12 protein-coding genes and 1 tRNA gene are annotated in these 14,702 nt (G+C 74.4%); 5 read left to right on the forward strand and 8 right to left on the reverse strand.

Features of this window, described 5'->3' with window-relative positions; genetic code table 11:
- Nucleotides 1-44 precede the first annotated feature (44 nt).
- Entirely contained in the window at nt 45-467 is a 423-nt protein-coding gene (locus ABTX81_RS25980; protein WP_350549876.1) for a Fur family transcriptional regulator, read from the forward strand.
- 55 nt (nt 468-522) lie between these two features.
- On the opposite strand, the gene ABTX81_RS25985 is transcribed toward ABTX81_RS25980, so the two are convergent.
- From ABTX81_RS25985 to ABTX81_RS25995, 3 genes are all read right to left on the reverse strand, one after another.
- Nucleotides 523-2,490, reverse strand: coding sequence for a tetratricopeptide repeat protein (locus ABTX81_RS25985; RefSeq protein ID WP_350549879.1), 1,968 nt, complete (start codon nt 2,488-2,490; stop codon nt 523-525).
- A 357-nt stretch (nt 2,491-2,847) separates the two neighbouring features.
- Nucleotides 2,848-2,921, reverse strand: a tRNA-Met gene (locus ABTX81_RS25990).
- 67 nt (nt 2,922-2,988) lie between these two features.
- Nucleotides 2,989-5,985: a UPF0182 family membrane protein gene (locus tag ABTX81_RS25995; protein ID WP_350549882.1), complete on the reverse strand. Its 2,997-nt coding sequence runs from the start codon at nt 5,983-5,985 to the stop codon at nt 2,989-2,991.
- Between the two features lie 223 nt (nt 5,986-6,208).
- On the opposite strand from ABTX81_RS25995, the gene ABTX81_RS26000 reads away from it, so the two are divergent.
- Complete coding sequence (locus ABTX81_RS26000; protein WP_350549885.1) at nt 6,209-6,772, forward strand: PPA1309 family protein; 564 nt, start codon at nt 6,209-6,211, stop codon at nt 6,770-6,772.
- 20 nt (nt 6,773-6,792) lie between these two features.
- On the opposite strand, the gene ABTX81_RS26005 is transcribed toward ABTX81_RS26000, so the two are convergent.
- The 4 genes from ABTX81_RS26005 to ABTX81_RS26020 all read right to left on the reverse strand — a co-directional run bounded on the left by ABTX81_RS26005 (nt 6,793) and on the right by ABTX81_RS26020 (nt 9,973).
- Nucleotides 6,793-7,869 (reverse strand): YlbL family protein, encoded by a 1,077-nt coding sequence (locus ABTX81_RS26005; RefSeq protein ID WP_350549888.1) that lies wholly within the window; start codon nt 7,867-7,869, stop codon nt 6,793-6,795.
- Nucleotides 7,870-7,946: 77 nt separating this feature from the next.
- Nucleotides 7,947-8,135, reverse strand: coding sequence for a hypothetical protein (locus ABTX81_RS26010; RefSeq protein WP_350549890.1), 189 nt, complete (start codon nt 8,133-8,135; stop codon nt 7,947-7,949).
- Nucleotides 8,136-8,319: 184 nt separating this feature from the next.
- Nucleotides 8,320-8,760 carry a molybdenum cofactor biosynthesis protein MoaE gene (locus tag ABTX81_RS26015; protein WP_350549893.1) on the reverse strand — a complete coding sequence of 147 codons (441 nt, stop codon included), beginning with the start codon at nt 8,758-8,760 and terminating at the stop codon, nt 8,320-8,322.
- A gap of 64 nt (nt 8,761-8,824) precedes the next feature.
- Entirely contained in the window at nt 8,825-9,973 is a 1,149-nt protein-coding gene (locus ABTX81_RS26020) for an NAD-dependent epimerase/dehydratase family protein (RefSeq protein ID WP_502892858.1), read from the reverse strand.
- 208 nt (nt 9,974-10,181) lie between these two features.
- On the opposite strand from ABTX81_RS26020, the gene ABTX81_RS26025 reads away from it, so the two are divergent.
- Nucleotides 10,182-11,729, forward strand: coding sequence for a zinc-dependent metalloprotease (locus tag ABTX81_RS26025; RefSeq protein WP_350549896.1), 1,548 nt, complete (start codon nt 10,182-10,184; stop codon nt 11,727-11,729).
- Nucleotides 11,726-12,316 carry an NUDIX hydrolase gene (locus ABTX81_RS26030; RefSeq protein ID WP_350549899.1) on the forward strand — a complete coding sequence of 197 codons (591 nt, stop codon included), beginning with the start codon at nt 11,726-11,728 and terminating at the stop codon, nt 12,314-12,316. The genes ABTX81_RS26025 and ABTX81_RS26030 overlap by 4 nt, the downstream gene beginning before the upstream one ends.
- Nucleotides 12,317-12,410: 94 nt before the next feature.
- On the opposite strand, the gene ABTX81_RS26035 is transcribed toward ABTX81_RS26030, so the two are convergent.
- Complete coding sequence (locus ABTX81_RS26035; protein ID WP_502892859.1) at nt 12,411-13,139, reverse strand: M48 metallopeptidase family protein; 729 nt, start codon at nt 13,137-13,139, stop codon at nt 12,411-12,413.
- Nucleotides 13,140-13,394: 255 nt separating this feature from the next.
- On the opposite strand from ABTX81_RS26035, the gene ABTX81_RS26040 reads away from it, so the two are divergent.
- Nucleotides 13,395-14,483, forward strand: coding sequence for a ThiF family adenylyltransferase (locus ABTX81_RS26040; RefSeq protein ID WP_350549902.1), 1,089 nt, complete (start codon nt 13,395-13,397; stop codon nt 14,481-14,483).
- Nucleotides 14,484-14,702 lie beyond the last annotated feature (219 nt).

A 14,702-nucleotide genomic window follows, 5' to 3' on the forward strand; every position in this document is an offset into this window, starting at 1 on the left:
GTCAACACTGGAACCAAAGTCGGAGTGTCACTTACCCTGAGTCCATGAGTGACCTGCTGGAGAGACTTCGCGGACGTGGATGGCGGCTGACCTCGCAGCGCCGGGTCGTGGCGGAGGTCCTCGACGGCGAGCACGTCCACCTGACCGCCGACGAGGTGCACGCCCGCGCGGTCGAGCGCCTGCCGGAGATCAGCCGCGCCACCGTCTACAACACGCTCGGTGAACTCGTCGGCCTCGGCGAGGTGTTGGAGGTCGCCACCGACGGCCGCGCCAAGCGCTACGACCCCAACGCGCACCACGCGCACCAGCACCTGGTCTGCTACGGCTGCGGCGCCATCCGTGACGTCCACCCCGAGGGCGACCCGCTGGCCGCGCTGCCCGCCGCCGAGCGGTTCGGCTTCACCCTCTCCGGCGCCGAGATCACCTACCGCGGCCTGTGCCCGGACTGCTCCGCCGCCCGGCCCTGAAACACCCCCGCGCGCACGCCTCCCCCGCACGCCCTCGGGCACACCGCGCGCCCGGCTACGCGCTCAGCTCCGCGTGCAGCGCGCCCAGCAGCCGGCCCGCCCGCTCGGCGACCTCCGCCGGCCCGTAGTCCGCGGCCCGCCGGCACCAGCCCTCCGCCAGCACCGGCTCCCCCCGGCGCAGCGCCAGCAGCGCCAGGCGCAGCGCCGCCCGCCCGTGCCCGGCGTCCGCCGCCCGGGTGTACCAGAGCATCGCCTCGGCCTCGCTGTCCTGCCGGGCCAGCAGCAGCCCCAGGTTGAACGCCGCGCTGCGGCTGCCCGCCTCCGCCGCCCGCCGGTACCAGCTCTCGGCGATCTGCAGCGCCCCCCGCTCGGCCGCCCGCACCCCCATCCGCACCTGCGCCCGGCGGTGCCCGGCGTCGGCCGCCACCGCGTACCAGTGCTCGGCCTCCGCGTCCGCGTCCCCGCGCCGGTCCAGCACCGACGCCAGCCGGAACGCGCCCTCCGCCGAGCCGCCCGCCGCCGCCTGCCGGTAGCGCTCCAGCGCCCCCGCCGCGTTGCCGCGCTGCTCCTGCACCACGGCCAGCTGCAGCGCCGCCTCGCCGTGCCCCTCCGCGGCGGCGCGCGCGTACCACTCCTGCGCCTGCCGGTGCTCGCCGCGCCCGGCGTGCAGCACGCCGAGATTGAACGCGCCGTCCACGCTGCCCGCCTCGGCGGCCTTGGAGAACCACGGCTCGGCGCCCGACTCGTCGCCGCGCTGCAGCAGCACCACGGCCAGCGCGTTGCACGCCTCCCGGTGCCCGGCGTACGCGGCCCGGCGGTACCACTGCTCGGCCTGCTGGTCGCGGCCCGCGCCGGCGCACAGCAGGCCCAGGTTGAACGCGCCGTTCTGGTCGCCGGCCTCCAGCGCGCCGCGGTACCAGCGCTCCGCCTCGGCCGCCTCGCCGCGCGAGGCGTGCAGCGCGCCCAGCGCGTTGGCGGCGTTGCCGTCGCCCGCCTCGGCCGCCTCCTGCCACCACTCGGCGGCCGCGACGAGGTCCCCGCCGTCGCGCAGCAGGTAGCCCAGCGCGCACGCGGCCCGCGGCTCGCCGTTCTGCGCCGACTGCCGGTACCAGCGGGCCGCCTCCTCCAGCAGCGCCTGCTCGCCGCCGGCCCGGTCCTCCAGCAGCACGCCCAGGCGCAGCGCGGCGCGGGCGTGGCTGCGGGCGGCGGCGATCCGGTACCAGGCCTCGGCGGTCTCCTTGTCCCCGGCTGCTTCGCGCATCCGGGCCAGCCGGTAGGCGGCCTCCCGGTGCCCGGCGTCCGCGGACACCTTGAACCACCGCTCGGCACGCACGTCCCGGCGGTGCTCCATGAGGTCGCCCAGCGCGTAGGCGCCCAGCGGGTGGCCGTGGTCGGCGGCGAAGTGCAGCCAGTACTCGGCGGCCTCCTCCTCCCCCTGGTCGCGCAGTTGCAGGCCGAGCGCGTGGGCGGCGGGCGCGCTGCCGGCCACCGCGGCCTGGCGCCACCACTGGGCGGCCTCGGCCCGGTGGCCGCGCTGGTGCAGCAGCACGCCGAGGTTGTTGGCGGCGGCCCGCAGCCCGGCGGCGGCGGCGCCACGCAGGTACGGTTCGGCGTCCTCCAGGTCGCCGCGGCGCAGCAGCAGGGTGCCGAGCCGGGCGGCGGCGTCCGGGTCGCCGTCGTCGGCGGCGCGCCGGTGCCGGGCCTCCAGGGCGGCCTGCTCGCGGGCGGCGAGCGCGGTCTCGAAGCTGGCCGAGTCGAAACCGGTGTCGCTCTCGACACCGGGGCCGGCGGATCCGTCGGAGGGCGCGCCGCGGGCACCGGGCGCGGCGAGACCGCCGGCCGGGACGTGCACCAGGGAGTCCGGGCCCCAGCCGGCCGCGGGGCGGCGCTCGGCCAGACCGCTGGTGCGCTGGGCGGGCAGGGCGCCGGGCTGCCGTTCGGGGCTCTCCGCCCAGGCCTCGGTGTCCGCCTCGGTGGTCGCCGCCGGCCTCGCCCCTGCCCCGTTCCTGCCGATCAGCCTCATGCCGACTCCCACTCCCCCCGAGTGTCGCGGCGTCGTCGTCCGGCCCGGGGCCGGGGGGACCCCACGGGGAGCGCGCGGACCCGACGGCCGGTCAGCAGCCGGGCAGCGTCCCCCATCTGTCCCATCGTCGCATCACCCGCAACCCGCGTACACCTGCCCCGGCCGATTTCGGCGGGGCGGACCCGAAGCCGACGAAATTGCTTCGGCGCTTTGTCGATTTCCCGACACTTGGCCCCCACAAACCCCGCTGCCGTCGTCCTTGGCGACGCTCGATGGTACCGGAGCGGCCCCGCCCGTCCGCGCGCGCAAACGCCGAAGGCCCGGAGGAAGAATCCTCCGGGCCTTCGTGCTACTGAGTAGCGGGGACAGGATTTGAACCTGCGACCTCTGGGTTATGAGCCCAGCGAGCTACCGAGCTGCTCCACCCCGCGTCGGTGGTTAAACCATAGCACGGGCGCGGGATGGAGCCGAAATCGGTTACCGCGGGATCGCCGCAGCTCAGGGGCCGCTGCTCGGTGCGGGCGAGGCCGCACCGGTCGCCGGCGGGGTGGCCGGCGCCGTGCCGGTCGGCGCCGGGGCCGGGGTGATCCCGGCCTTCTGCTCGGCTGCCTCGACCGCCTTGAGCGCGTCGTTGAGCGCCTTCTGGGCCTGGCCCCAGGCCACCCAGTCACCGTTCTTGAACGCGGTCTGGCTGTCGTTGTTGGCCTTCACCGCGTCCGCGATCGCCTTCTGCAGCTCCGGCGAGACCGTGGCCCCCGGCACCGGCGTGGTCGGGGTGGTCGGCGTGCCCGGGTTGGCCGGCGTGGTCGGGTTGGTCGGGTTGGTCGGCGTGGTGCCGGGCGCCGTCGGCGTGACCGGCGCACCGGGTGCGGCCCCGCCGAGCACCTTGGCCAGCGCCTTCTCCAGGTTGTCCTCCACCGCGACGACCGCGTTCTCGTTGCCGTACGTCGCCAGCACCTTCTTCAGCACCGGCACCTTGGCGCTGCGGCCGATCAGGTACACCGGCTCGACGTTCAGCAGGCCGCCGCCGACCGGCAGGGTCAGCAGGTTGCCGTACTCGATGTCGGAGTCGGTGCCGGTCTTCAGCAGGGTCAGCTGGTTGGCGACCAGCGGGTCCGAGTTGAACTTCGCCTGCACCTGCTTGGGGCCGAGCGCCCCCGCGCCGGTCGGGATCTTGGCGATCCGGATCTTCCCGTAGTCCGGGCCCGGGTCGGCGCTGACCGACATGAACGCGGCCAGGTTGTCGCGGCCCTGCGGCGAGAAGGTCGTGGTGAGCGAGAACGACGCCTCCTTCGCGTCCGGCATCCGGACGGTCAGGTAGTACGGCGGCTGCACCTCGTTGGTGTTGGTCGTCGGGTCGGTCGGCACCTGCCAGATGTCGGTGCCGTTGAAGAAGCCGCCGGCGTCGGTCATGTGGTACTCGGCGAGCAGGTCGCGCTGCACCTTGAACATGTCCTGCGGGTAGCGCAGGTGCGGCTTCAGCTCCGCCGGGATGTCGCCCTTGGCCTTCACCGTGCCCGGGAACGCCTTCATCCAGGTCTTCAGCACCGGGTCGTTCTCGTCCCACTGGTAGAGCGTCACCTCGCCGGTGTACGCGTCCACGGTGGCCTTGACCGAGTTGCGGATGTAGTTGACCTGGTTCGCGGCGGTCAGCAGCTCACCGCGCTGGTTGGTCAGCGAGTCCTTGGTGACGTCGCCCAGCGTCGTCTTCGAGGAGAAGGGGTAGCCGTCCGAGGTGGTGTAGCCGTCCAGCACCCACACCACGCGGCCGTTCTCCACCACCGGGTACGGGTCGGCGTCGATCGACAGCCACGGCGCGACCTTCTCGACCCGTTCCTTGGGGGTGCGGTCGTAGATGATCTTCGCGCCGTCGCGGATCGCACTGGAGTAGAGGATCTGCGGCTCGGCGAACTTCACCGCGTACGCGGCCCGGGTCAGCGGGTTGCCCAGCCCGACCCCGCTGTCGCCGTCGTAGGAGAAGTGCACCGGGGTGCCGTTCTCCGCGGTGTAGTCGATGTCCTGGTAGCCGCCGCCGACGATCGAGTACGTCGTCGTCTTCTCGCCGTAGTAGATCCGCTGCTGGTAGTCGCCGAACGCGCCCTTGGTCGGCAGCGCCGACTCGGTGTAGACCGGGTTGCCGTTGGCGTCCACCTGGTTGCCCTTGGCCGCGATCACGCCGTAGCCGTGGGTGTAGTTGAAGTGGTCGTTGATCCAGTTGCGCTGGATGCCGTTCAGGTCCAGCTCGCGCACGCCCAGCACGGTGTCCTGGTCGCCGTAGCGGTCGACGTCCAGCGACTTCGGGAAGGCGTAGTACTTGCGCAGCGCCTCGTTCTGCTGGAACGTCGGGCCGACCACGTTGGGGTCCAGCAGACGGATGTCCGAGATGGTCTGGGCGTCCGGCTTCAGCGCGTCCGCGCTGGTCCCGTTCGCCGGCTCGTACTGGACGACCTCGCTGTCGGCGATCCCGTACGCCTCACGCGTCGCGTCGATGTTCTTCTGGATGTACGGCGTCTCCTTGGCCTGCTCGTTCGGCTTGACCTGGAACTGCTGCACGATCGCCGGGTACACCCCGCCGATCAGCACCGCCGACAGCACCATCAGGCCCAGGCCGATCAGGGCCGGCGCCCAGGTGCGGCGCACCGGGGTCAGGAAGAACAGCACCGCGCAGATCACCGCGACGAAGAACAGGATGGTCTTCGCCGGCAGGAACGCGTTGGCGTCCACGTACCGCAGGCCGGTCCAGCCGGACACGCCCTTGTAGGAACCGGTCTTCACCGCCAGCGCGTACCGGTCCAGCCAGTACGCCACCGCCTTCAGCAGCACGAACACGCCCAGCAGCACCGCCAGGTGCCCCTGCGCGCCGGTGCTCGCCCGCCGCCCCGGCCCCTGCAGCCGCAGCCCCCCGTACAGGTAGTGCACCAGCGTCGAGGTCAGCAGCGAGACGATCACCGCGCTGAACGCGAAGCCCAGCAGGAACTCGTAGAACGGCAGGTCGAAGGCGTAGAACGAGACGTCCTTGCCGAACTGCGGGTCCTTGGTGCCGAACGGCGTCGCGTTGGTCCACAGCAGCCAGGTCCGCCACTGGCCCGAGGCGGCGGCACCCGCCACCAGCCCGATCACCAGCGAGATCCCGAGCAGTGCCCAGCGCTTGAACGGCGCCAGGCCCGAGCGGTAGCGGTCCAGGCTCTGCTGCTCCACCGACATCGCCGACAGCGGCGGGCGCAGCCGGTGCGCCAGCCACACGTTGAAGCCGACGATCACCGCCATCAGCAGGCCGAACACCGCGAACAGGCCGATCTTCGTCCACAGCTGGGTGGTGAAGACCGACGAGTAGCGCACCGACCTGAACCAGAGCCAGTCCGTCCAGAACCCGGCGAACATGACGAACAGCAGGAACAGCACCGCGAGCACGCCCAGGGTCAGCAGGGCCACCCTCGCTCGCCGGGAGGGCGGTCCCACTCTTCGCCGGAACCCCGGTCCTGAGCGTTCCGGCATCTGGAATACCACGGTGGCACCTCAGCTGTGTCGTCTTGAGTCGGTCGGTCTTCAGTGCAACTTAACCAGTCTTTGGCCGAGTTCCCACCGTTAGCAGACGGTTACGACAACCCCTCCCCCCGGCCCTCCCCGGACCTCTCCCCCGGGCCCGTCCCGCACCCCCTCCCGTGCCCCGCGGCGGCGGGCGCCACGCGCCGGGTGCCCGGCGTGTGAGGATTGAGGCATGTCCGATGGATCCAACCTCCCCGACGACGTCTCCACCCTCCCGGCCGGCAGCCCGCTGACCCGGGCCGCCCTGGAGATCGACGAGTACGCCGCCACCCTCGGCTGGGACCTCCCGGCCCGCCTCTTCGCCCTGGTGGACAGCGCCGCCCTGCGCAAGGCCGACCCCCGCATCGCCGAGCAGCTCGGCCTCGCCGACGGCGACCAGCCCGGCCTCACCCCGGTCGAGCAGGACGAGCTGCCCGCCGGCATGGAGCTGGACAAGTTCCTCGGCACCATCGCCTGGCCCGGCGCGGTGGCCGGCTGCGCCCTGGTCGTCGAGCGGCTGATGCTGCCGCCGGGCGCCGAGCAGTCCCGCCCGCGCAACGCCAGCGACGCCCAGCTCGCCGAGTGGGTGGCCAACCACCCCAAGCGCGAGGAGGTGCGGATCACCGCCGCCGTGCTGCGCGACGGCAGCAAGGAGATCGCGCTGCGGCTGCGCTCCAAGGACACCGCCCGCGAGGTGCTGACCGGCCCCGACCTGGTGCCGGGCCTGACCGCCGCGCTGCTGGCGACCTTCTCCTGATCCCCTGATCCCCTGATCGCCTAGGACGTGCAGGACGGCAGCGCGGAGGTCTGCCCGGAGCGGATCTGCTCCAGCGCCTTCAGCGCTCCGTCCAGCGTCTCCACCTTGACCAGGTTCAGCCCGGACGGGGTGTTCTTGGCGGCCTCGGCGCAGTTCGCCCCCGGGGCGAGGAAGTACTCGGCGCCCGCGTCCCGGGCGGCGATCAGCTTCATCGCTATGCCGCCGATCGGGCCGACCTCGCCCTCGTCGGTGATGGTGCCGGTGCCGGCCACGAACCGCCCGCCGGTCAGGTCGCCCGGGGTCAGCTTGTCGATGATGCCGAGCGAGAACATCAGGCCGGCGCTCGGGCCGCCGACGTCCTGCAGCCCGATGTCGATCCGGAACGGGTAGGTGTGCCGCAGGCCGGGGCGGATGCCGACCATCGCGGCGCCGGTGTCCGGCGACTTCACGGTCGGGACGCCGATGTCGGTGCGCACCCCCGGCTCGGCCGAGCCCTCCTTGACCCGCGGCACCACGGTGAAGACCGCCGACTCGCCGGGCTGGTGCCGGGTGACCGCCTTGGCGACCGCGTCCGCGTCGGCGACCGGGGTGCCGTCGACCGCGATGATCTGGTCCCCGGCGTGCAGCCGGCCCTCGGCCGGGGCGCCGGCGGTGACGCTCTGGACGATCAGCTCGCTGCCCATCGGGATGCCCAGCTGGTTCAGCGCCGCGGTGCGGGCGTGGTCCTCGGAGAGCGCGAACTCCTCGGCGTTCTGCCGCTTGGCGTCGGCGTCGGTCTGGCCCTTCGGGTAGACGTTGTCGTGCGGCACCACCAGCACGTCGTCGCGCAGCCAGCCGACCACCGCGTTGACCAGGCTCGGCTCGTACTTGGCGCCGGTGACCTGGACGGTCGTCATGTTGAGGTGCCCGCTCGCCGGGAACGACTCGTGGCCGGTGATGGTGATCACCGGGGTCCCCGTCTTCTCCTGCACCCCGAGCGTGTTGTACGTCGGGCCCGGGCTCATCTCGGTGTACGGCACCTTCATCAGCACCGAGGCGCAGAGCAGCGCTATGAGCAGCAGGGTGGCGGCGAGCATCGTCGCAGAGCGGCGTGGCATGCCTCGACAGTACGGGACGCCGGTGACGGCGCGCCCGGCGGGCCGGGCCCCACCGGCCCCGGCCCCCGGGAGGCGTTCTACCGCTCCGGGCGCTCCTGCGGGGCGCCGGCGGCCGTGGTGCGTTCCATCGCGGCCATGAACCGCTGGTGCTCGGCCAGCGAGGCCGGGTCCCCCGTCGCTCTCGGGGCCCGCTGGGCCCAACCCGCCCACACGGTGGCCAGCACCGCGGCGACGCAGGGAATGATCAACCAGGCGAGCGCAGCCATCTCAGTACTCCCAGCTCGTCGTGTCTATGAGCAGATTAACCATCCCGGCGGACAACGCCGCGGGCGCCGTCCGGGTTACGGCACGGCCGATCGGCTCACTTCCAGGGAGTATCGGACGCACCGGCCCACACCCGTTCGGGTGAGCGACCGGCGCGCCTGCGCGACACGGGGGTCCGGCGGGTACTCAGCAGTCGCCGGCGCCGACCCACTCCTCGCCGCCGTCCGCGAACACCTGGTGCTTCCAGATCGGCACCTCGTGCTTGAGGTCGTCGATCAGCCGGCGGGCCGCCTCGAACGCCTCGCCGCGGTGCGCGCAGGACACGGCGACAATCACGGCCTTGTCGGCGATCCCCAGCCGGCCCACCCGGTGCACCGCGGCCAGCGCCCGGACCGGGAAGTCGGCGACGACCTTCTCGGCGACCCGGCGCAGCTCCCGCTCCGCCGACGGGTGGCAGCTGTACTCCAGCACGGAGACCGGCCGGCCGCCGTCGTGGTCGCGGACCGTCCCGACGAAGACGGTCGTCCCGCCGGCCGCGTCGTCGCCGACCGCCTCGTGGACCTCGTCGAGCGAGAGCGGCGTGTCGCGGATCGCGAGCAGGCGGATCGGGTCGTGGTTCTCGGACATGCCCCCATGATTGCCCATCCCGGGCGGGCCCCGGACACCGCCCGGGGCCACCGCCCGGAACCGGTCAGAACCGGCGCCGCTTGCGCGCTCGCCGCACCAGCGCCGCCGTGCCCACCAGCGCCACCGTCGCCCCCGCCGCACCCAGGCTGGTCGCCGCCTCCTTGCCGCCCAGGCGCCGCCCGGCCACCGCGTGCTTGCCCGCCACCTGCGCCAGCAGCTCCGCCAGCACCTCCTCGTTGGTGTGCGCCGGACGCCAGCCCGCCTCGTGCAGCCGGCTCCCCGACACCACCCACGGGTACATCGTGTACGCCAGGTCCCCGGCCGGCGCCGGCGTCAGCCCCAGCCGGTGCAGCCGCGCCGCGGTCCCCAGCGCCAGCGAGGCCGGCAGCTCCATCCGCCGGATCCCGGACAGCCGCTCCACGTCCTCCTGCTCCAGCCAGCCGTCGCAGCCGACCGTCACCTCGCCCTCGACCAGGCCCAGCACCGCGTACTCCAGCGCCGCCGCCAGGTCGTCCACGTGGCAGAACTGCCAGCACGGGCGCGAGCCGGCCACCACCAGCAGCCGCGGCGCCTCGAAGTGCCGCGTCAGCACCGTGTCCACGCCCGGGCCGACCACCACCGCCGGGCGCAGCACCGTCACCTGCAGCCCCGGGTGCGCCCGCGGCGCGCGCCGCGCCAGCCGCTCGATCTCCAGCAGGTCCCCGACCAGCGAGGCCTCCTCGGTCGCCCGCAGCTCCGAGTCCTCCGCCAGCGGCACCTCGTTGTCCGCCAGCGCGCCGTAGACCATCGCCGAGGTGCACAGCACCACCCGGGGCACCCCGGCCGCCGCGGCCGCCGTCAGCACCGTCTGCGCGCCGCGCACGTTGTAGGCGCTGCGCGCCCGCGGGTCGGACTCCATGCCCAGGTCCATCGCCAGGTGCACCACGACGTCCACCCCGGACAGCCGCTCCGCGACCGCCGGGTCCCGCACGTCCAGGACCCGCCACTGCACCCCCGGCACCTCGCCGCGCCGGTCGTCGACGGCCAGGACGCGCTTCACCCCCGGCGAGGCCACCAGGCGGGCCGCGACCCGTTCGCCGAGCACCCCGGCGGCGCCCGTGACGGCCACGGTCAGCGGCTTTCCGGCATAGGCTGGAGGCGGCGACGCCGTGATGTCCGGGGCGTCCTCTCCTCCGGTCAGCCCAGAGCGAACGTCCGAGGGCGGGGAACTCACCGGCCATCCTCCACGGTTAGCTTATGTGCGTACGTACGTGTGTCACGTACGTCCATCCTGCCCGAGGCGAAGGCCCGGCGGTGCACCCGGCGCGGGCCAGCCGTGCGGGAGCCGCCCGTCGGCCGGGAGTCCCCCACTCCGCCCACCGCCCCGGGCGCGCAGATTCACCGCCACCACCCGTATGACGGCCGACCGGATCGAGGACCCCGTGAGCGACCTTCCCTTCGGATTCGGCGTTCCGCCCGAGGAGCCCGAGGACGGCAAGGCCAAGCCCGACGACGACCGGAAGAAGAAGGAGGAGGGCGAGGCCCAGCCCGGCGGCCCGCAGCCCTTCGGCTTCGCCGGCGGCAACCCGTTCGGCGCCCTGTTCGGCATGGGCCTGCCCGGCATGCCCGGCACCCCCGGCGCGGGCGCTCCCGGCGCCGGCGACAACCCCTTCGCCGCGATGTTCGGCGGCCTCAACCCCAACGACCTCGGCGCCGCCTTCCAGCAGCTCGGCCAGATGCTCTCCTTCGAGGGCGGCCCGGTCAACTGGGACCTCGCCAAGGACATCGCCCGGCAGACCGTCGTCGCCGAGCCCGCCGAGGGCAAGAGCAAGGACCGCTCCGTCAGCGCCGCCGAACGCTCCGCCGTCGCCGAGGCCGTGCGCCTCGCCGATCTGTGGCTCGACGGCGTCACCACCTTCCCCTCCGGTGCCGGCACCGCCGTCGCCTGGAGCCGCGCCGAGTGGATCGAGGCCACCCTCCCGGTCTGGAAGGACCTCGTCGACCCGGTCGCCGAGCGCGTCGGCAACGCCATGGGCGGCGTCCTGCCCGAGGAGATGCAGGCCATGGCCGGCCCGCTGCTCGGCATGATGCGCTCCATGGGCGGCGCCATGTTCGGCACCCAGATCGGCCAGGCGCTCGGCGCCCTCGCCGCCGAGGTGGTCGGCTCCACCGACGTCGGCCTGCCGCTCGCCCCCGCCGGCAAGGCCGCGCTGCTGCCCCAGAACGTCGCCGAGTTCGGCGAGGGCCTCAGCGTGCCCGCCGAGGAGGTCCGCCTCTACCTCGCCCTGCGCGAGGCCGCCCACCAGCGGCTCTTCGCCCATGTGCCGTGGCTGCGCGCCCACCTGCTCGGCGCCGTCGAGGCCTACGCCCGCGGCATCAAGGTCGACAGCTCCCGCATGGAGGAGCTCGTCGGCCAGCTCGACCCGAGCAACCCCGAGGCGCTCCAGGAAGCGCTCGCCGGCGGCCTGCTCCAGCCCGAGGACACCCCCGAGCAGAAGGCCGCGCTGGCCCGGCTGGAGACCGCGCTCGCCCTCGTCGAGGGCTGGGTCGACGCCGTCGTGCACGCCGCCGCCGAGCCCCACCTGCCGCAGGCCGGGGCGCTGCGCGAGACCGTCCGGCGCCGCCGCGCGGCCGGCGGGCCCGCCGAGCAGACCTTCGCCACCCTGGTCGGCCTCGAACTGCGCCCGCGCCGGCTGCGCGACGCCGCCCGCCTCTGGGCGCTGCTCGCCGACGCCCGCGGCACCGAGGGCCGCGACGACCTCTGGCAGCACCCGGACATGCTCCCCACCGCCGCCGACCTCGACGACCCCGACGCCTTCGTGCACCGGGGCGGCGGTGACGACCTGGAGGGCGGCATCGACTTCGACGCCCTCGACAAGCTGCTCGGCGAAGCCGCCGCCGGCGGCGCCACCGGCCAGGGCCCCGGCACCGCGAAGCCCGACCTGACCAAGGACGACGGCGACAACGGGAAGGACGAGCCCACCGCATGACGGCCGCCGACACCGGCCTCGCCGGAGCCCTGCACGCCGACGCCGTCCGCGCCCTGGACGGCTGGCGGCCCGCCGACCCCGAGCAGGACCGGCTGCGCCTCGCCTACCTCCGGCACCTCGCCGAGCAGCCCGACGGCCTCTACCGCTCCTGCCTGCCCGCCCACATCACCGCCAGCGCCGCCGTCGTCGACCCCGCCGCCGGACGCGTGCTGCTGACCCTGCACCCCAAGGTCGGCCGGTGGCTGCAGATGGGCGGGCACTGCGAACCCGGCGACCGCGACCTCGCCTCGGCCGCCCTGCGGGAGGCCACCGAGGAGTCCGGCATCCCCGATCTGGCCCTCCTCACCCACGACGGCGCTCCGGTCCCGGCCAAGCTCGACCGCCACCAGGTCCGCTGCACCGGCAAGGACCGGCCCGAGAACACCCACCTCGACGTCCAGTACATCGCGGTGGCCCCGCCCGGCGCCCAGGCGCTGATCAGCGAGGAGTCGCTCGACCTGCGCTGGTTCGACTACGACCGCCTGCCCGAGCTCACGGACCACTCCGTGCGCGACCTGGTGGCGCGCGCCCGCGAACTCACCGGCTGAAGCACTCGGGAGCGCCCGGATAACGGGAGGGGCGCGGGCCACATGGACCCGCGCCCCTCCCGTCGTCCGTCCCGTCCTCAGCCTGTTCGCGCGCTCAGCCGCAGGACTCCGCCGGGCCGGCCTCCGACGGGGCCTCGTGCCGGGCCCCCGGGATGTGCGGCAGCCGGGCCGCCGACGCCACGCCCTCCAGATAGCCGCGCGCCCGCTCGGTCCGCGGATACGCCTCCAGCAGCGCCCAGAAGTCCGGGCCGTGGTCCGGCACCAGCAGGTGCGCCAGCTCGTGCAGCAGCACGTAGTCGACCACGTACTCCGGCATCCCCTGCAACCGGTGCGAGAGCCGGATCGTCCGCTCGCTCGGGGTGCACGACCCCCAGCGCGAGTTCTGGTTGGTCACCCAGCGGACCTGGGCGGGCCGGGCGCGACCGCCCAGATAGGCCGCCGAGAGCTCCCGCGCCCGGGCCACCAGCGCGTCGTCACCGAGCACCCGGCGGCTCTCCTGCGCGGCCAGCTTCTCCAGCATCTGCGCGACCCAGCGCTGCTCCTCCGCGTGCGACATCCGGGCCGGGATCAGCACGATCGTGCGGTCGCCCTCGCGGTAGGCGGACACCGTCCGGCTGCGGCGGGCGCTGCGCCGCACCTCCACCCGGGACCGGTCGATCGGCTGGCGCGCGGCCCCGGGCTGCGGTTCCGGGCGCTGCTCGGACCGTGGGTCGGGACGCTGCTCCGGACGCCCGCGCGTACTCGGCGCCGCCACGCGGGACCCGGACGCTGCACGGGCACGCCGAGGCGACGCCGAGGGATGGGAGTCCCGTTCGGCTGCCATGGCACACGACGTTACCCGCTCCTCCTGACAGAAGTCCGCTGCCATGGCCGAAATGTTTCGTGGAGCGATCGGGAACGAAAGGCCGACGGCAGGTGTCCGGAATGCGACGTCGGGCCGGACGCCAAGTTATCCACAGGGTGTGCGAACGGATCATCTGATGATGCCCCCGCCCCTGTGGACAACCCGCCGCACCCCGTCCCCCCGATCGGGCATGCTGCCGTCAGCCGTCCGGAAACCATCGGAAGGAAGACCGCCGTGCGCCTCGCCCTCAAGCCCGCCCTCTCCCGCAGCTGGCGGGACTCGGACACCCTCCAGTTCGGCACCATCCCGCAGCACGCGGGGGTGCTCGGCCACGCCGCCGACGAGGCGCTGCGCGCGTTCCTCGGCCTCGTCGACGGGACCCGCGACCGGCCCGAGCTGCTCGCCGAGGGTGAGCGGATCGGCTTCGGGCGCGACCCCGCCGACTCCCTGCTCGACCTGCTGGAGGAGGCCGGCGTGCTCGACGACGCCGAGGCCTCGGACGCGGCCCTGGCCCGTTTCCCCCAGCCGCACCGCGACCTGCTCGGCCCCGACCTCGCCTCGCTGTCGCTGATCCACGCGCCGCCCGGCGCCGCCCCCGCCGTACTGGCCCGGCGGCCCGAGCACGCGGTCGAGGTCCGCGGTGCCGGGCGGATCGGCGCGGCCGTCGCCACCGTCCTCGCGGCGAGCGGCATCGGCACGGTCACCGTGGTGGACTCCGGCCGGGTCACCCCCGCGGACTGCTCCCCCGCGGGGCTGCCGCCGGTCGACGTCGGCCGGCTCCGGGCCACCGCCGCCCGGGAGGCCGTCGACCGGGCCACCGCGCGGCGCCCCGGCCGGCGCCGCCGCGGGCCGAGATCGGGGCTGCCCGACCTGGTGGTGCTCGCGCCCCGGGACGGCAGCGGCGCGTTCGCCGGCGGCACGCCCCAGGCCCGCGAGCTGCTCCGGGCCGGGGTGCCGCACCTGTACGTCGGGGTGGTGGAGGAGTACGGGGTGGTCGGGCCGCTGGTCCTGCCGGGCGTCTCGGCGTGCGGCCACTGCCTGGTCCTGGCGCGGGAGGACGAGGACGCCGCCTGGCCGCGGATCCTCGCCCAGCTCGCCGAGGGCGGCCCCGGGCGGGCGCCGACACCGGCCTGCGACACCGCGCTCGCGACCGCGGTCGCCGGACTCGCGGCCCTGCACGTCCAGGTCCTCCTGGACGGCGGCCGGCCGCCCAGCGTGGACGGCTGGTGCGAGCTGTCCGCCGTGGACGGCATGGCCCGCCGCCTCCGCCTCAAGGGCCACCCCGACTGCGGCTGCCTCTGGCAGCCCACGCCACCACACTGACGCACCGCCCCGGACCCGAAGGGAGCCGCCCCGGACCGACCACTGACAGCCCGCCGCAGCGGCCTGCGGACGCTGCTGCGAGCGTGGGAACGGCCCCACGCCGACAGTCGAGCCGCCCCTCGATGCCTCGGCGCCTCGGCTGTGGCCGAGGCTCCGCATCTCGTCCAACACGGAGACGACCTTACGAGGTTCCGCCCCCGCCGCGCGACGAGCGACAAC

Source organism: Kitasatospora sp. NPDC097605, from assembly GCF_040302725.1.
Taxonomy (GTDB): Bacteria; Actinomycetota; Actinomycetes; order Streptomycetales; family Streptomycetaceae; genus Kitasatospora.